The following is a 16,423-nucleotide window of genomic DNA, read 5'->3' on the forward strand; positions in this document are numbered from 1 at the left end:
CGCCAGCAGGTGCGGCAGCGTCAGCGACAGCGCCGGCCAGTAGGTGACGAGGACCAGGAACCCGATCATCGTCAGCAGCCATGGCCACACCGCGATCGTCAGCTCGGTGAYGCCCATCTTGCTGATGCCCGACGCGACGTACAGGTTCAGCCCGACCGGCGGGTGGCACATGCCGACCTCCATGTTGACCGCCATCAGGATGCCCAGGTGGATCGGGTTCACGCCCAGCTTGCAGGCCACCGGGTACAGGATCGGCGCCATGATCAGCACGATCGCCGACGGGTCCATGAAGTTGCCGGCCACCAGCAGGATGATGTTGACCAGCAGCAGGAACACCACCACGCCGAAGCCCTGGCCCGTCATCCACGCCGCCATCGACTGCGGGATCTGCTCGGAGGTCAGCAGGAACGAGAACAGCACCGCGTTCGTGATGATGTACAGCAGCATCGAGCTCATCGCGGYGGCGTTGCGCAGCACCTTCGGCACGTCGCGCAGCTTCAGGTCCTTGTAGATGAACACCGAGATCACGAAGGCATACACCGCCGCGATCGCCGCCGCCTCGGTCGGCGTGAAGATGCCGGAGTAGATGCCGCCGATCACGATCACGATCAGCGCGATGCCCCAGAACGCCTCGCGGAAGGCCTTCCAGCGCTCGCCCCAGCTCGCGCGCGGCAGGCGTGGGTAGTCGAACTTGCGCGCCCGGTACCAGGTGGTCACGCCCAGCAGCAGCGACAGCAGCAGCCCCGGCAGCACGCCGGCGATGAACAGGTCGCCGACCGACGCGGTGGCCACCGGCTGGCCGTCCGGCCCGGTCGCGTTCATGCCGTTGGTCGCGATCGAAAAGATCACCAGGTTGATCGACGGCGGAAACAGGATGCCCAACGCGCCCGAGGTGGTGATCACGCCGGCCGAGAAGCGCTTGGGGTAGCCGGCCTTCTGCATCGCCGGCAGCAGGATGGTGCCGACCGCGACCACGGTGGCGACCGACGAGCCCGAGATCGCCGCGAACAGCGCACAGGCCAGCACGCCGGCCAGCCCCAGCCCGCCGTAGAAGTGCCCGACCATCGTCGACGCGAAGTGGATCATCCGCCGCGCCGCGCCGCCGTTGGTCAGGAAGTTGCCGGCCAGGATGAAGAACGGGATCGCCATGATCTCGAACTTCTCGAGGCCCGAGAACAGCTTGAGCCCGATCGACGCGATCGGCTCGTTCGTCATGCCGAAGAAGAAGCCCAGCACCGTGAGGCCGAGCGCGATGGAGACCGGCATGCCGGTCAGCATCAGCAGCACCAGCAGGCCGAAGATGATCAATGCATTCATGCTGCGGCCTCCGCCTCGTCCAGACCTTCCACATGAGCGACCTCATGGTGCGGCAGCTCGCCGCGCCGCCAGAAGGCCCACATCACCTGCAGGAAGCGGAAACACATCAGGTACGACGCCAGCAGGATGCAGGCGTACGGGATCCAGGTCGGCACCTCGAGGTCGGGCGAGGTCGGGCCCTCGGGCACGTCGCCGACATCCCAGCCGAAAGTGCTGAAGAGGGCGTGGTGGAAGCCGTTGTCCCAGACGAACACCGCGCCCATCGTGCCCACCACCGCGGTGAAGACCACGCCGCCGAGCAAGCCGACCAGCGTCAGCCAGCGCGCCTGCGCCGGCGGCAGCGCACGCACCAGCGTGTCGACGCCGACGTGCGTGCCGTGGCGCACGCCGTAGGCCGCGCCGAACTTCGCCATCCACACGAACATGTAGATGCACAGCTCCTGGGCCCAGCTCAGGTTCAGGCCGAGCAGGAAATCCTGCACCGGCTGCAGCACGGCCGGGTAGTGCGCGGCGGCCGCATAGCGGTGCACCACGGCAACGAAGATCAGCAGCGTCGCCGCGCCCATCAGGGCGGCGATCAGCCATTCCTCGAGGTGATCGAGGAAGCGGTTCACGGACCGCAGCACCGGCGCGACCATGGCGCCGCCCTACTTCGCGGGCACGAAGCCGGCCGCCTTGTAGACCGCGTCGATCGTCGACTGGCCCACGCGCGACGCCATCTCCTTGTGCACCGGCATCAGCGCCTTCTTCCACTCGTCGAGCTCGGCGGCCGTCGGCGTGTAGATGGTGGTCTTGCCGCTCGCGCGCATCTTCTCGAGGTCGTCGATGTTCTCCTTGGTCGCCATGTCGTTGGCGAACGCGGTTGCCTCCTTCAGCGCGCCTTCGAGAATCGTGCGGATGTCGGCCGGCAGGCCGTCCCAGAACTTCTTGTTGACGATCACCGCATAGGCCAGGTGGCCGTGGTTCGAGATCGTCGTGTGCTTCTGCACCTCGTAGGTCTTCTGCGTGTAGAAGTTCGACGGCACGCCTTCGCAGCCGTCGACCACGCCGGACTGCAGCGCCTGGTACAGCTCGCTGAAGGCCATCACCTGCGGCACCGCGCCGAGCGCACGCATCTCGGCATCGAGCACCTTCGAGCTCTGGATGCGCATCTTCAGGCCCCTGAAGTCCGCCACCTTGTGCAGCGGCTTGTTGGCACTCATGATGTGGAAGCCGTTGTCCCAGTACGCGAGGCCCTTGACGCCCTTCGGCTCGAGCTTCTTGAACAGGTCGGCRCCGACCGGCCCTTCGGTGACGGCGCGGAACGCCGCCTGGTCCTTGAAGATGAACGGCAGGTCGAAGACCTCGAATTCCTTGACGCCCAGCGGGCCGAACTTGGCGAGCGACGGCGCGAGCATCTGCACCGAGCCGAGCTGCAGCGCCTCCATCTCTTCCTTGTCCTTGTAGAGCTGGCTGTTCGGGTAGACATCCACCTTCACGCGGCCGCCGCTGCGCTGCTCGGCCAGTTCCTTGAAGCGCTGCGCGCCGTTGCCCTTGGGCGTGTCGGGGGCGACGACGTGGCTGAACTTGATGACGATGGGCGCCTGCGCGAAGGTCTTCGGGGCGGCCACGGCCAATGCGGCGGCGGCGAGCGCACTGCGGCGCGTCATGGTTTGCGTCATGTCTTGTCTCCGGGTGGTCTGTCCTGCGGCGGGATTCTGGTCGGCGGCCCGGAGCGCGGGAAGTTGTGGAGTTCCACATTTCGGCACCACCAGGCGCACGCGGTTCGCCCGCCCACGCGTCCACGAACCTAGACTTCGCGCCATGCCCGCACCGGCCGATCCGCCCCGCCACCCTGCCCTCGCGCTGCCGCCGCGCCCGCCGGCGCGGCGCGGGCTGTGGGCGCTGCCGCTGCTGCTGTCGCTGGTCTTCGTGGCCGGCGTGCTGCTGTGGCTGCGCGCCACCGAGCAGGCCGACCTGGAAGAGCAGCGCACCGCGATGGTCTCCGACGCGCTGTCGCTGGAGACGCAGGCGAGCGCGCGCATCGAGCGCGAGACGCTGCTGTTGAAGGATGTCGCGACGCGGCTGGATCACCGCGCCGCCGACCCGCAGGCGCTCGCGACGCTGCCCGAGGCGCAGCAGGGCCTGCACCGCTTCTGGATCAGCCTGACCTGGCTGGACCGCAGCAACCGGCTGGTCGCTCAACTGCCCGATGTCCCCGACGGCGCGCGCAGCGGCCCCGGCCTGTCGGCCCACCTGTCGGCGCCGCTCGCCTCCGGCGGCACGCTGGTGGCGCGCTACTCGCCTGGCGAGATGCTGCGCCAGACGGTGCCGTGGTGGCTGGCCCGCACGTACGACGTGCGGCTGCTCGACGGCTTCGATGCGGTGATCGCGTCGACCACCGAGGACCGGCCGCTGGAGGGCCGCCAGAGCTGGCGCATCAGCATGGCGCCGGCGCTGGCCGACAGCTGGCTGGAGCTGACCGCGCGCGACGTGGTGCCGCCGTGGTACCACGGCCTGCCGGTCGCGATGGTGGCGGGTTTCGTCGCGCTGATCGCTGCCATCACCTGGATGCYGCGGCGGCAGATGCACGGCGTGTCGCGCGCCGAGGCGGCGTGGCGCACCGAGGCCGCGTGGCGCCAGGCGATGGAGGATTCGCTGACGGTGGGGCTGCGCGCCCGCGACCTCGACGGCCGGCTCGTCTACGTGAACCGCACGCTCGCCGACATGGTGGGCTACGAGCCGCACGAGCTGGTCGGGCTGCTGCCGCCGATGCCGTACTGGCCGGCCGACTCGCACGAGGAGATCATGCAGCGGCACCTGCGCAACATGGCCGGCCAGGCGCCGCGCGAAGGCTACGAGGCGCGCTGGCGGCACCGCGACGGACGCCTGTTCGACGTGATGGTGTTCGAGGCGCCGCTGGTGGACGCACGCGGCGGGCACATCGGCTGGATGGGCTCGATCCTCGACATGACCGAGCGGCGCCGGCTCGAGGAACGCGAGCGCCGGCAGACCGAGACGATGGCCCACCATGCGCGGCTGACGATGCTGGGCGAGGTGGCCTCGACGCTGGCGCACGAGCTGAACCAGCCGCTGACGGCGATCGCGAGCTACAACGCCGGCGTGATGAACTCGATGCACAAGCTGCCCTCGCCCGACCCGGTGGTGATGCGGGCGCTGAAGCGGCTGGGCGAGCAGGCCGCCCATGCCGGCGCGATCGTGCAGCGCATCCGCGAGTTCCTGACGCGGCGCGAGCCGCGGCTGGAGCCGTGTACGCTGAACACGGTGATCGAGGGCGGCGTCGCGCTGCTGCGCCGCGAGCTGCAGCGCCAGCAGGTGCAGGTGGTGCTGCAGCTCGATGCGGCGCTGCCGGTGATCGTGGCCGATGCGGTGCTGATCGAGCAGGTGGTGATCAACCTGGTGCGCAATGCCGGCGATGCGCTGGCCCACCAGGCGGGCGAGCGGCGCATCGTCGCCGCCAGTTCGCTGAGCGCCGACGGCCGCTTCGTGCGCATCGACGTGCGCGACAACGGCCCGGGCCTGGGCGGGCTCGGCATCGAGGCGCTGTGCGCGCCGTTCTTCTCGACCAAGGCAGAGGGCATGGGCATGGGTCTCGCGATCTGCCGCTCGATCATCGAGGCGCACCAGGGCATGTTCGATGCCGCCGACGCGGTGGGCGGCGGTGCGGTGTTCACGTTGACGCTGCCGGTGGACCTGGCGGTGTCGGACCTTTCCGCGGAGGACGACGAATGAACGAACCCCGACCCGGGCCCGGACCCGTTCCCCCTGCCGGCGTCGTCTACCTGGTCGACGACGAGGCGGTGGTGCTGGATGCGCTGGGCTTCCTGCTGGCGTCGCACGGCCTGGACGTGCGGCCGCACGGCAGCGGGCCGGCGCTGCTGGCGACCGTCGATGCCACGCCGCGCCCGCTGCCGGGCGTGTTCCTGCTCGACATCCGGATGGAGCCGATGTCCGGCCCGCGGCTGCACGACGAGCTGATCGCGCGCGGGCTGCGCAACCCGGTGCTGTTCCTGAGCGGGCATGGCGACATCCCGATGGCGGTCGAGGCGTTGAAGAAGGGAGCGTTCGATTTCCTCGAGAAGCCGTATGTCGACAACGCGCTGGCCGACCGGGTGGCGCAGGCGCTGGCGGTCGATGCCGCGATGCAGCGCCAGGGCGCGCAGGTGGCCGAGCGGCAGGCGCGGCTGTCGAGCCTGACCGAGCGCGAGCACGAGGTGATGCTGCGCGTGGCGGCCGGCAAGCTGAACAAGGTGATCGCCGACGAGCTGCATGTGTCGGTGCGGACGGTGGAGGTGCACCGGGCGCGGGTGTACGCGAAGCTGGGCGTGCGCTCGGCGGCGGAGGTGGCCACGGTGCTCGCGGCGCCGTCGGCCTGATCGAATCGTTTGGCCGTACATTTCAGCCCATGCCCAGTGTCAACATCAATCCGGTGGTCCGGGCCTTGTTGAGCGACCCGCAGAAGCGCCAGGAGTATCGGCGCCAGCTGATCGCCAGCCGTCCGCAGCAGGACGAAGGCCGCAGGATCGAGCTTGAAGACGCGACCGGCAAGGTCGTGCACCTGAGGGTGCTTCCCGCGACGCCGCCGGCCGTCCCGAAACCTTGAACGTCGCGTTCCAGGCCTTCCTGCTGCTGCTGATCTACCTGCCGGGCGCGATCTTCGTGCTGGCGGTGACCGGCAAGATCCGCGACAACGGCGAGATCCCGGTGATCTCCGGCTCGATGACCGGCCATGCGATTGCCGCGGTGCTGGTGTCGGCGCTGCTGCACACGGGGTGGCTGCTGGCGATCCACACGTGGCAGCTGCTCGGCGGCTGTGCCTGCCAGCCGGCGGCGCGCGACTTCTTCGCGCTGCTGACGCTGAACAACGCGACGGCGCCGTACCTCGCGGCCGAAGCGGCGATCGGCGGCGCGCTGTGGTTCAACGCGGTGTACTTCATCAGCATCTTCACGCTGCCGCTGGTGGCGGGCCTGGCGATCAACACCGCGATCGAGCGCCGCGGGCTGGACATCCGCCACCGTTTCCTGCGCTTCAAGCCGCCCTGGCACTACATCCTGACCGGCGAGAACCGCTCGAACCGGGACGGGCGCACGGTGGTGGTCGACGTGCTGGTGCAGGTCGGCGATACGCCGGTGCTGTACAGCGGGATCCTGAGCTACTTCTCGTTCGACGAGAAGACCAAGGCGCCGGATGCGCTGGTGCTGGCCTCGGCGTTCCGCGGCGTGGTGCCCGACTTCGCCGGCACGGCCGAGCCGGAGTTCCTGACGCCGATCCCGGGTGACACCTTTGCGGTGAAGTTCAGCGAGATCAAGAACATCAACATCCAGTACGTGGATCTGGTGGACGCGTAGCCGGGCGACAGCCCAGACTCAACCCCCACTTGTTCGCTTGTCACCTCCCCGCACGCGCCTTTGCCGCACCCTACTCGACAGCCTTCACCATGTCCTCGACGACCTTCTTCGCATCCCCGAAGACCATCATCGTCTTGTCCATGTAGAACAGCTCGTTGTCCAGCCCCGCGTACCCGGCCGCCATCGACCGCTTGTTGACGATGACCGTCTTGGCCTTGTACGCCTCGAGGATCGGCATCCCGTAGATCGGGCTGCCCTTGATGTGCGCCGCAGGATTCACCACGTCATTCGCACCCAGGATGATCGCGACGTCGGCCTGGCCGAACTCGCCGTTGATGTCCTCCATCTCGAACACCTGGTCGTACGGCACCTCGGCCTCGGCCAGCAGCACGTTCATGTGCCCCGGCATGCGCCCGGCCACCGGGTGGATCGCGTACTTCACCGTGATGCCCTTGGCCGTCAGCTTGGCCGCCAGCTCCTTCACCGCATGTTGCGCGCGTGCCACCGCCAGCCCGTAGCCCGGCACGATCACCACCGTCTCGGCATTGCCGAGCACGAAGGCCGCGTCGTCGGCGCTGCCGCTCTTCACGTTGCGCTGCGCCTGCGCACCGGCTACCGCGGTGCCCGCCTCGCCGCCGAAGCCGCCCAGGATCACGTTGAAGAACGAGCGGTTCATCGCCTTGCACATGATGTAGCTCAGGATCGCCCCCGAGCTGCCCACCAGTGAGCCGGCGATGATCAGCATGCTGTTGTTCAGGCTGAAGCCGATGCCCGCCGCCGCCCAGCCGGAGTAGCTGTTCAGCATCGACACCACCACCGGCATGTCGGCCCCGCCGATCGGGATGATGATCAGCACACCCATCACGAAGGCCAGCGCCAGCATGCCGAAGAAGGCCGGCCAGCTCTCGGTGAACATGAACACCAGGCCCAGCCCGACGGTCGCGAGACCCAGCACCAGGTTCAGCACATGCTGCCCCGCGAACTGCACCGGCGCGCCCTGGAACAGCCGGAACTTGTACTTGCCCGACAGCTTGCCGAACGCGATCACCGAGCCGCTGAACGTGACGGCCCCGATCGCCGCGCCGAGGAACAGCTCCAGCCGGTTGCCGGTGGGGATCGGGTCGCCCTTCGCAGCGATGCTGAACGCGTGAGGCTCGGCCACCGCCGCCACCGCGATGAACACCGCGGCCAGGCCGATCATGCTGTGCATGAAGGCGACCAGCTCCGGCATCTTGGTCATCTCGACGCGCTTGGCCATCACCGCGCCGGCCGTGCCGCCGACCAGCAGGCCGAGCAGTACCCAGCCAAGGCCGAGCGCGTTGCCGTCGGCCAGCTTGACGATCAGCGCCGCCGTCGTCAGCGCCGCGATCGCCATGCCGGTCATGCCGAACAGGTTGCCGCGGATCGACGTGGTCGGGTGCGACAGGCCCTTCAAGGCCTGGATGAAGAAGACGCTCGCCACCAGGTACAGCAGCGTCACGAGGTTCATGCTCATTGCGAGCCCTCCTTCGGCGCGGCGATCGCCTTCTTCTCCTTCTTGCGGAACATCTCCAGCATGCGCCGCGTCACGAGGAAGCCGCCGAACACGTTGACGGCCGCCAGCGCGACCGCCAGCACGCCCATCGTCTTGCCCAGCGGCGTCTCGGTGAGCGCCGCGGCGAGCATCGCACCGACGATCACGATCGCCGAGATCGCGTTCGTCACCGCCATCAGCGGCGTGTGCAGCGCCGGCGTGACGGTCCACACGACGTGGTAGCCGACGTAGATCGCCAGCACGAAGATGATCAGGTTGGTCAGGGTATGGCTCACGGGATCCATCGTCGTGCTCCTTATTTGCGGGTGACTTGGCCACCCTGGCTGACCAGGCAGGCCACGACGATGTCGTCGTCCATCGGCACGTGGAACGTGCCCTCCTTCGTCAGCACGAGCTTCAGGAAGTCGAGCACGTTGCGCGCATACAGCGCGCTCGCGTCGGCCGCCACCAGCGCCGGCAGGTTGGTCTCGCCGACCAGCGTGACGCCGTGCTTGACCACGATCTTCCCGGCCTCGGTCAGCGGGCAGTTGCCGCCCTGCGCGGCCGCGAGGTCGACGATCACCGAGCCCGGCTTCATCGCCTTCACCATCTCCTCGGTCACCAGCACCGGCGCGGCGCGGCCCGGGATCAGCGCGGTGGTCACGACGATGTCGGCGGCCGCGACGCGCTTGGCCACCTCGACCTTCTGCCGGTCCAGCCAGCTCTGCGGCATCGGCCGCGCGTAGCCGCCCACGCCCTCGGCCGCTTCCTTCTCTTCCGCCGTCTCGTACGGCACGTCGATGAACTTCGCGCCCAGCGACTCGACCTGCTCCTTCACCGAGGGCCGCACGTCGCTCGCCTCGATCACCGCCCCCAGGCGCTTCGCGGTCGCGATCGCCTGCAGCCCGGCCACGCCGACGCCGAGGATCACGACGCGCGCCGCCTTCACGGTGCCGGCCGCCGTCATCAGCATCGGGAAGATGCGCTGGTAGCGGTCGGCCGCGATCATGATCGCCTTGTAGCCGGCCAGGTTGGCCTGCGACGACAGCACGTCCATGCTCTGCGCCCGCGTGGTGCGCGGCGCGGCCTCGAGCGCGAAGCTGGTCAGCCCGGCCTCGGCCAGCCGCTGCAGGCCCTGGCGGTCGAACGGGTTCAGCATGCCGACCAGCGCGGTGCCGGTCTTCAGCAGCGGCAACTCGTCCACCGACGGCGCGCGCACCTTCAGCACCAGCTCGGCGCCGAAGGCCCCGGCCCGGTCGACGATCTCGGCACCGGCCGCCGCATAGGCCTCGTCGGTGACGCTGGCGGCGATGCCGGCCCCCGACTGCACGCGCAGCACATGGCCCTGCGCCTTGAGCTTCTTGACCGTCTCCGGGGTCGCGGCGACGCGCGTTTCCCCAGCCGCTGTTTCCAGCGGGACCCCTATCAGCATGGCGGACTCCTCGGGTGCGTTGTTGTGTCGGACGTTGTGCGTGTAACTGGCGCGAGAGCTTACACAAAGCTTTCGCACCCACAACCGGCACACGCCCTCACGCGATGCAGGGCCACAACACCCGCCCTTAAAATCGGCCGGATGTCCTCCCGTTGGAAACCCAGCGTCACCGTTGCCGCGATCGTCGAACACCTGGGCCGGTTCCTGCTGGTGGAGGAGCACACGTCCGACGGGCTGTGCCTGAACAACCCCGCCGGCCACCTCGATCCGGGCGAGTCGCCGCTGCAGGGCGTGGTGCGCGAGGCGCTCGAAGAGACCGCCCGCGCGTTCGTGCCGACCGGCATCGTCGGCATCTACCTGTCGCGCTCGCAACGCCCCGGCACGGAGCGCGTCGTCGGGCGCGACACCACCTACCTGCGCATCGCGTTCCGCGGCACGGTCGGCGAGCCCGACCTGACGCGCACGCTCGACACCGGCATCGTGCGCGCGCTGTGGATGACGCCCGACGAAATCCGCGCGAGCGTGCACCGGCACCGCAGCCCGCTGCTGCTGCGCTGCGTCGACGACCACCTGGCGGGCGTGAACCACCCGCTGTCCCTCATCACGACCGACGAGTCGGTCTTTGCGGTCCCTCCGAAGTGAAGAAGCAACGCATCGTCGTCGGCCTGTCCGGCGGTGTCGATTCCGCCGTCAGTGCCCACCTGCTGAAGCAGCAGGGGCACGAGGTCATCGGCATCTTCATGAAGAACTGGGAAGACGATGACGACGACGCGTACTGCTCGACGCGCCAGGATTTCCTCGATGCCGCGAGCGTGGCCGACGTGCTCGGCATCGAGATCGAGCATGTGAACTTCGCGGCCGACTACAAGGACCGGGTGTTCGCCGAGTTCCTGCGCGAGTACCAGGCCGGCCGCACGCCGAACCCCGACGTGCTGTGCAACGCCGAGATCAAGTTCAAGGCTTTCCTCGACCATGCGATGCGCCTGGGCGCCGAGAAGATCGCGACAGGCCACTATGCCCGGGTGCGCGAGCGCGACGGCCGCTTCGAGCTGCTGAAGGGGCTCGATCCGCTGAAGGACCAGAGCTATTTCCTGCACCGGCTGAACCAGGCGCAGCTGGGCAAGACGCTGTTCCCGGTCGGCGAGCTGCCGAAGACCGAGGTGCGCCGCATCGCGGCCGAGATCGGCCTGCCGAACGCCGCCAAGAAGGACTCGACCGGCATCTGCTTCATCGGCGAACGGCCGTTCCGCGAGTTCCTGAACCGCTACCTGTCGAACCAGCCGGGGCCCATCAAGGACGACCGCGGCCGGGTGATCGGCGAGCACGTCGGGCTGTCGTTCTACACACTCGGGCAGCGCAAGGGCATCGGCATCGGCGGGTTGAAGGACAAGGGCGCCGTGCGCGGCGGCAGCGAGCACGCGCCGTGGTTCGTCGCCCGCAAGGACATGGCGGCCAACACGCTCTACGCCGTTCAGGGCCATGACCACCCGTGGCTGCAATCGCATGCGCTGACGGCGGACGACGCGAGCTGGGTGGCCGGCGTGGCGCCGGCGCCGGGCGGCATGGCGGCCAAGACGCGCTACCGCCAGGCCGATGCGGGCTGCGCGCTCGATGGCGGCAGCGCAGCGGCGTTCAGCCTGAACTTCGGCACCGCGCAATGGGCGGTGACGCCCGGGCAATCAGCGGTGCTGTACGACGGCGAGGTCTGCCTGGGCGGTGGCGTGATCGCGAGCGCCACCTGAGCCGCCGTCACCTGGGCTTGGCCAGGTCCATCGTCCAGTAGCGGCTGTACGCGGCACCGGCCGCGCCGGGCACGCAGGCCACGCCGACCTGCGTGAAGTTCTTGCTCATCAGGTTGGCGCAGTGGCCGGGGCTGTTCTGCCAGCTGGTCATCACGCTGTCGATGCTGTTCTGGCCGGCGGCGATGTTCTCGCCGATCGCGCTCCAGGTGTAGCCGGTCGCGGTGATGCGTTGCGAGAAAATGCGGCCGTCCTGGCTGTCGTGCGAGAAGTAGTTCTTCGTCGCCATGTCCTGCGAGTGCCCCACGGCCGCCTGCGTCAGCTTGTCGTTCCAGGTGAGCGCCGGCGCCGCCGTGAAATTGCCCTCCGAGCCACAGCTCTGCGCGCTGGCACGGAAGGCGTTGATGCGCGCCAGCATCTGCGCGTTGAAATCGGCGATGTCGCAGGTGCCGGAAGCCGCTGGCGCTGGCGCGGGGGCCGGCGTGCCGGCGTCGGCCGTGCCGGAATCGCTGCTGCCGCCGCAGGCGGCGAGGAACATCAGCCAGGGTGCCACCAGGCGGGCACGTCGTGAGGAGGTCGACAAGATCTATATCCGAAGCCGGGGATTCCACAGCCTAAACGCCTGGGGACCAAGCGACACATCCAAAACGTAAGCGATTGCTGACCCCGCTCATGCACGGGTCCGAAACGTGATGCACCGCACGCCGAGGCCGCAGCGGCTTCAGTCGGTCGGCGGCTCGCCGATATCCGAAGGCAGTGCGGCTTGTGCCGCACCGATCCCTCATCGACCCCGACCTCCAACCCACCATGCGTCTGCGCCTTCAGTCCCTGACCCGACACGGCCTCTGTGCCCTGGCGCTGTCGCTGGCCGCCGCCGCCCAGGGGGCCGCCGTCAGCGTCGCGGTGGCCGATCCGGCCGGCCGCCCGCTGGTCGACGCAGTGGTGATGCTGGACCCCGCCAGCGGCAAGCTGCCGGTCAAGCCGATGGCCGGCGTCGAGATCTCGCAGAGCAAGCGCCAGTTCAACCCGTCGGTGACGGTCGTCACCGTCGGCACGCCGGTCACCTTCCCGAACTTCGATACCGTGCGGCACCACGTCTATTCGTTCTCACCGGTCAAGACCTTCGAGCTGAAGCTCTACGCCGGCGTGCCGGCAGCGCCGGTGGTGTTCGACCAGCCCGGCGCCGCGGTGCTCGGCTGCAACATCCATGACCGGATGAGCGCCTGGGTGGTCGTCGTCGACACGCCGCACCACGCCCGCACCGGCACCGACGGCCGCGCCCGCATCGACGGCATCGCGCCCGGCAGCTACCGGCTGCGCGCCTGGCATGCCGGCGTCGTGCCCGGCCAGGAGCCGGCACCGCAACCGCTCGCGATCGGCGAGGCCGATGCGCAGGCCGCCATCCAGCTGCCGGTCGCCGCGGGGAGCGCGCCATGACGGGGCCGACCGCACGCGAGCTGCTGCACCCGCGCCACTGGCCGCGCTGGATCGCCAGCTCGCTGGGCACGCGCATCGTCGTGCTGTTCCTCGGGCTGCTGCTGCTCGTGCAGGCCGCGAGCTTCCTCGCGATCCGCGCCAGCATCGACCGCAACGCGCGCGCCGCCATCAATGACGAACTGCTGGTCGGCGAACGCGTGCTGACCCGCGTGCTCGACCAGAACGCGCAGAAGCTCGCCGAAGGCGCGAGCCTGCTGGCGGCCGACTACGGCTTCCGCGCCGCCGTCAGCAGCAACGATGCCGACACCATCGCGTCGGTGCTCGCCAACCACGGCGAGCGCATCGGCGCCACCGTCACCGCGCTGCTCGAMACCGAGTTCCGGCTGCGCGCCGCCGCCCAGCCCGGCCTGCAGGAGCTGCTGCCGGTCACGCAGCGGCTGGCCGCGCGGGCGCTCGCCTCCAAGCGCGCCAGCGAGATCGTCGTGCTCGGCCATCGCCCGTTCCAGCTGGTGATGGTGCCGATGCGCGCACCGGTGGTGGTCGGCTGGGTGCTGATGGGCTTCCCGATCGACCAGCGGCTGGTCGACGACATGCATGCGCTGTCGTCGCTGCAGGTCAGCCTGCAGGTGCGCAGCGATGCGAGCTCGACATGGACCACCGCCGTCTCGACGCTGCCGCTGGCCACGCGCGGGCAGCTGGAGAAGCAGGCCGCGCTGGCGCTCGAGCAGGTGAACGGCGGCCACCCCGCCGCCAACTCGGCCGCCGGTTCCGTCACCTTGGCGCTGACGCTGCTCGACAACGAATACAGCGGCCGCACCRTGATGCTCGCCGAGCACGACGGCGCCGCCGTCTCGGCGCTGCTGCTGCGCTCGGTCGACGACGCGGTCGCGCCGTACCGCCAGCTGCAGCTGGGGCTGGCCGCGCTGACGTTGGTCGGCGTGCTGGTGTTCGGCATCGGCAGCGTGCTGACGGCGCGCCACGTGACGACGCCGCTGCGGCGCCTCGCGACGGCGGCCGAACGGCTGGGCGCCGGCGACTACTCGACGCCGCTGCGCGGCCTCGACCGCAGCGACGAGCTGGGCGACGTGGCCCGCGCCTTCGAGCGCATGCGCGAGAGCATCGGCGAGCAGCAGGACGAGATCCTGAAGCTCGCCTACTGGGATCCGCTGACGGCGCTGCCGAACCGCCTGCAGTTCCGCAACGCGGTGCGCGACGCGATCGTCGCGGCCGGCAAGAATGGCCGGACCGTCTCGGTGATCATGCTCGACCTCGATCGCTTCAAGCACGTCAACGACGTGCTCGGCTACCGCTTCGGCGACCTGCTGCTGCGCAGCGTGGCCGAGCGGCTGACGCAGCAGGCGGTGCGCGGCGGCGACCTGGTCGCGCGGCTCGGCGGCGACGAGTTCGCGGTGCTGCTGGCCGGGCTCGATCCCGCCAACGACGTGGCGCTGACCCGCACGGTCGCCAAGCGCATCAACCAGGCCTTCGACGCCGCGCTGAAGCTGGAGGACCAGACGGTCGACATCAGCGCGAGCCTGGGCCTCGCGAACTGGCCGCTGCATGCCGGCGATGCCGACGTGCTGCTGAGCCGCGCCGAGGTCGCGATGTACACCGCCAAGCGCCAGCATGACGGCCCGATGGTCTACGACGCGGCGCTCGATGCCGCGAGCTCGCAGACGCTGTCGCTGCTGAGCGAATTGCGCCATGCGGTCGATCACGACGAACTGCGGCTGTACCTGCAGCCCAAGCTGGCGCTCGGCAACGCACGCGTCGTCGGCGCCGAGGCGCTGGTGCGCTGGCAGCACCCGCGCCGCGGGCTGGTGCCGCCGATGGAGTTCATCCCGTTCGCCGAGCAGACCGGCTTCATCCGGGTGCTGACGCTGTGGGTCTTCGAGCAGACCGCGCAGTTGTGGAAACGCCTGCACGACGGCGGCCAGACGCTGACGATCTCGATCAACCTGTCGACGCGCGACCTGCTCGACCCGGAGCTGCCGCAGAAGTTCGACGCGCTGCTGGTGCGGCATTCGGTGCCGGCCGAGGCCTTCTGCCTGGAGATCACCGAGAGCGCGATCATGGACGACCCGCAGCGCGCGCAGGCCACGCTCGACAAGCTGAGCGCGCTGGGCTTCCGGCTGTCGATCGACGACTTCGGCACGGGCTATTCATCGCTCGCGTACCTGAAGCGGCTGCCGGTGGACGAGCTGAAGATCGACAAATCGTTCGTGCTCAACATGGAGAAGGACCTGGACGACGCACGCATCGTGCGCTCGACGATCGACCTGGCGCACGGCCTCGGGCTCACGGTGGTGGCCGAGGGCGTCGAGAACGCGCAGGTCTGGGAGCTGCTGCGCGAGCTGGCCTGCGACGAGGCCCAGGGCTTCCACATGGGCCGGCCGATGCCGGCCGCCGAGTTCGCGCGCTGGTCGACCGGCTGGAGTGCGCGGCAGGCGATGACGATCGCGACGGGCAAGGGGCCGGACGTTCCGATCACCTTGCACTGAACAGGCGCCCGACCATGCGCGACGCGGCCCGCAGCGCCGCCTCGTCGTACCCCGCATAGCCGAACAGCCAGCCGCGCCGCGGCGCCTCGATCGCATAGCGCGACAGCGTCGCGAGGTACACCCCGCCCTCCTGCGCGCGCGCCGACAGCGGCTCATCCGGCCGGCCCGCCTCGTCCTCGTGCGCCAGGTGCATGCCCTGCGCACTCGGCAGCAGCCGCAGCGCGCCGCCGCTTGCCTTGGCCAAGGTCTCGATCACCAGTTCCTGCCGCAGCGCATACAGCTCGCGCATGCGCCGCAGGTGGCGCAGCAGGTGGCCTTCGGTGATGAAGCGGGCCAGCACGTCCTGCGCGGCACCGGGGCTGTGCCGGTCGGTCACCGCCTTGGCTCCCGCGAAGGCGGGCGCCAGCGCGAGCGGCATCACGATGAAGCCCAGCCGCAGGCCCGGGTGCAGCGTCTTCGAGAAGGTGCCGACGTACAGCACGCGCTCCGACTGCGGCAGGCTGCACAGCGCCGGCATGCGGTGCGCGCCGTACTGGAACTCGCCGTCGTAGTCGTCCTCGACGATCCACGCGCGCCGCGTGCGCGCCCAGTCGAGCAGCGCGAGCCGGCGCGCCAGGCTCATGTGCACGCCCATCGGGAACTGGTGCGTCGGCGTCACGACCGCCATGCGCGCCTGCGGCCAGCGCGCGGCGCCCTGCGCGATGCACAGCCCGTCGGCGTCCAGCGGCACCGGCCGCACGACCGCGCCCTGCCCGAGCAGGTTGGCGCGGATGCCCGGGTAGCCCGGGTCCTCGACCATCACCTCGTCGCCCAGGTCGAGCAGCAGCCGGCCGATCAGGTCGATGCCCTGCTGCGAGCCCGACGTGACCAGCACCTGCGACGCCTCGCAGCGGATGCCGCGCGACACCAGCAGCCACTGCGCGATCGCCTCGCGCAGCGCCGGCTCGCCGGCCGGATCGGTGTACTGCGACAGCGCCCGGCGGCGCGGCGCGGCGGTGTCGCGGGCCAGCCGGTCCCACAGCGCGAACGGGAACTCCGCAGTGGCCGGCGCGCCGATGCGGAACGCGACCGGCAGCTGCGTCGGCGGGCGCCAGCGCAGCGCGATGTCGGCGATGGCCTGGCCGCGCTTCGACAG

16 protein-coding genes are annotated in these 16,423 nt (G+C 69.7%); 8 read left to right on the forward strand and 8 right to left on the reverse strand.

Annotated features, from left to right (window positions below; genetic code table 11):
* The 3 genes from AC1D15_RS04685 to AC1D15_RS04695 form a co-directional block, all read right to left on the reverse strand.
* Positions 1–1,317, reverse strand: a 1,317-nt coding sequence (locus AC1D15_RS04685) for a TRAP transporter large permease (protein WP_477825096.1), incomplete at its 3' end; no start/stop codon positions are given.
* The gene (locus AC1D15_RS04690) at positions 1,314–1,955 is read right to left on the reverse strand and encodes a TRAP transporter small permease (protein WP_477825097.1); all 642 of its coding nucleotides are present in this window, start codon (positions 1,953–1,955) and stop codon (positions 1,314–1,316) included. The genes AC1D15_RS04690 and AC1D15_RS04685, both read right to left, overlap by 4 nt.
* A gap of 9 nt (positions 1,956–1,964) precedes the next feature.
* Positions 1,965–2,978 carry a TRAP transporter substrate-binding protein gene (locus AC1D15_RS04695; RefSeq protein ID WP_465111319.1) on the reverse strand — a complete coding sequence of 338 codons (1,014 nt, stop codon included), beginning with the start codon at positions 2,976–2,978 and terminating at the stop codon, positions 1,965–1,967.
* A 142-nt stretch (positions 2,979–3,120) separates the two neighbouring features.
* Between AC1D15_RS04695 and AC1D15_RS04700 the strand changes: the two genes are divergently transcribed.
* Genes AC1D15_RS04700 through AC1D15_RS04715 form a run of 4 tightly spaced genes read left to right on the forward strand, consistent with a single transcriptional unit; the run spans position 3,121 to position 6,666 of the window.
* On the forward strand, positions 3,121–5,049 hold the full coding sequence (locus AC1D15_RS04700; protein ID WP_477825098.1) for a sensor histidine kinase: 1,929 nt from the start codon (positions 3,121–3,123) through the stop codon (positions 5,047–5,049).
* The gene (locus AC1D15_RS04705) at positions 5,046–5,693 is read left to right on the forward strand and encodes a response regulator transcription factor (RefSeq protein ID WP_477825099.1); all 648 of its coding nucleotides are present in this window, start codon (positions 5,046–5,048) and stop codon (positions 5,691–5,693) included. The genes AC1D15_RS04700 and AC1D15_RS04705 overlap by 4 nt, the downstream gene beginning before the upstream one ends.
* Positions 5,694–5,722: 29 nt before the next feature.
* On the forward strand, positions 5,723–5,920 hold the full coding sequence (locus AC1D15_RS04710; RefSeq protein WP_047501312.1) for a hypothetical protein: 198 nt from the start codon (positions 5,723–5,725) through the stop codon (positions 5,918–5,920).
* Positions 5,917–6,666: a hypothetical protein gene (locus AC1D15_RS04715; protein WP_477825100.1), complete on the forward strand. Its 750-nt coding sequence runs from the start codon at positions 5,917–5,919 to the stop codon at positions 6,664–6,666. The genes AC1D15_RS04710 and AC1D15_RS04715 overlap by 4 nt, the downstream gene beginning before the upstream one ends.
* A 70-nt stretch (positions 6,667–6,736) precedes the next feature.
* Here the strand turns inward: AC1D15_RS04715 and AC1D15_RS04720 are convergent, their stop codons facing one another.
* The 3 genes from AC1D15_RS04720 to AC1D15_RS04730 are packed head-to-tail and all read right to left on the reverse strand — an operon-like array spanning position 6,737 to position 9,611.
* On the reverse strand, positions 6,737–8,161 hold the full coding sequence (locus AC1D15_RS04720) for an NAD(P)(+) transhydrogenase (Re/Si-specific) subunit beta (RefSeq protein ID WP_477825101.1): 1,425 nt from the start codon (positions 8,159–8,161) through the stop codon (positions 6,737–6,739).
* Positions 8,158–8,484, reverse strand: coding sequence for an NAD(P) transhydrogenase subunit alpha part 2 (locus AC1D15_RS04725; RefSeq protein ID WP_047501305.1), 327 nt, complete (start codon positions 8,482–8,484; stop codon positions 8,158–8,160). Before AC1D15_RS04725 ends, AC1D15_RS04720 begins: the two co-directional genes overlap by 4 nt.
* 11 nt (positions 8,485–8,495) lie before the next feature.
* Complete coding sequence (locus tag AC1D15_RS04730) at positions 8,496–9,611, reverse strand: Re/Si-specific NAD(P)(+) transhydrogenase subunit alpha (RefSeq protein WP_477825102.1); 1,116 nt, start codon at positions 9,609–9,611, stop codon at positions 8,496–8,498.
* Positions 9,612–9,752: 141 nt separating this feature from the next.
* On the opposite strand from AC1D15_RS04730, the gene AC1D15_RS04735 reads away from it, so the two are divergent.
* Together AC1D15_RS04735 and mnmA are read left to right on the forward strand one after the other, a co-directional pair.
* Complete coding sequence (locus tag AC1D15_RS04735; protein WP_477825103.1) at positions 9,753–10,253, forward strand: NUDIX hydrolase; 501 nt, start codon at positions 9,753–9,755, stop codon at positions 10,251–10,253.
* A complete protein-coding gene (gene mnmA / locus AC1D15_RS04740) occupies positions 10,250–11,353 on the forward strand; it encodes a tRNA 2-thiouridine(34) synthase MnmA (protein ID WP_477825104.1) in 1,104 nt (367 codons plus the stop codon). The genes AC1D15_RS04735 and mnmA overlap by 4 nt, the downstream gene beginning before the upstream one ends.
* A gap of 7 nt (positions 11,354–11,360) precedes the next feature.
* Here the strand turns inward: mnmA and AC1D15_RS04745 are convergent, their stop codons facing one another.
* Positions 11,361–11,903, reverse strand: a complete 543-nt coding sequence (locus AC1D15_RS04745; protein WP_477825105.1) for a CAP domain-containing protein — start codon at positions 11,901–11,903, stop codon at positions 11,361–11,363.
* Between the two features lie 254 nt (positions 11,904–12,157).
* Between AC1D15_RS04745 and AC1D15_RS04750 the strand changes: the two genes are divergently transcribed.
* Positions 12,158–12,787, forward strand: coding sequence for a methylamine utilization protein (locus tag AC1D15_RS04750; protein WP_477825106.1), 630 nt, complete (start codon positions 12,158–12,160; stop codon positions 12,785–12,787).
* Positions 12,784–15,288 (forward strand): putative bifunctional diguanylate cyclase/phosphodiesterase, encoded by a 2,505-nt coding sequence (locus AC1D15_RS04755; RefSeq protein ID WP_477825107.1) that lies wholly within the window; start codon positions 12,784–12,786, stop codon positions 15,286–15,288. Before AC1D15_RS04750 ends, AC1D15_RS04755 begins: the two co-directional genes overlap by 4 nt.
* Here the strand turns inward: AC1D15_RS04755 and pdxR are convergent.
* On the reverse strand, positions 15,275–16,423 hold a 1,149-nt coding region (gene pdxR, locus AC1D15_RS04760; protein WP_477825108.1), incomplete at its 5' end, for a MocR-like pyridoxine biosynthesis transcription factor PdxR. The genes AC1D15_RS04755 and pdxR overlap by 14 nt on opposite strands.

It is taken from the genome of Rhizobacter sp. P2_H2 (assembly GCF_056403375.1).

Bases quoted from the DNA above. Each gene is read 5' to 3' on its own strand.
- AC1D15_RS04690 (WP_477825097.1), bottom strand. From the start codon at position 1,955: ATGGTCGCGCCGGTGCTGCGGTCCGTGAACCGCTTCCTCGATCACCTC.
- AC1D15_RS04705 (WP_477825099.1), top strand. From the start codon at position 5,046: ATGAACGAACCCCGACCCGGGCCCGGACCCGTTCCCCCTGCCGGCGTC.
- AC1D15_RS04710 (WP_047501312.1), top strand. From the start codon at position 5,723: ATGCCCAGTGTCAACATCAATCCGGTGGTCCGGGCCTTGTTGAGCGAC.
- AC1D15_RS04720 (WP_477825101.1), bottom strand. From the start codon at position 8,161: ATGAGCATGAACCTCGTGACGCTGCTGTACCTGGTGGCGAGCGTCTTC.
- AC1D15_RS04725 (WP_047501305.1), bottom strand. From the start codon at position 8,484: ATGGATCCCGTGAGCCATACCCTGACCAACCTGATCATCTTCGTGCTG.
- AC1D15_RS04730 (WP_477825102.1), bottom strand. From the start codon at position 9,611: ATGCTGATAGGGGTCCCGCTGGAAACAGCGGCTGGGGAAACGCGCGTC.
- AC1D15_RS04735 (WP_477825103.1), top strand. From the start codon at position 9,753: ATGTCCTCCCGTTGGAAACCCAGCGTCACCGTTGCCGCGATCGTCGAA.
- AC1D15_RS04750 (WP_477825106.1), top strand. From the start codon at position 12,158: ATGCGTCTGCGCCTTCAGTCCCTGACCCGACACGGCCTCTGTGCCCTG.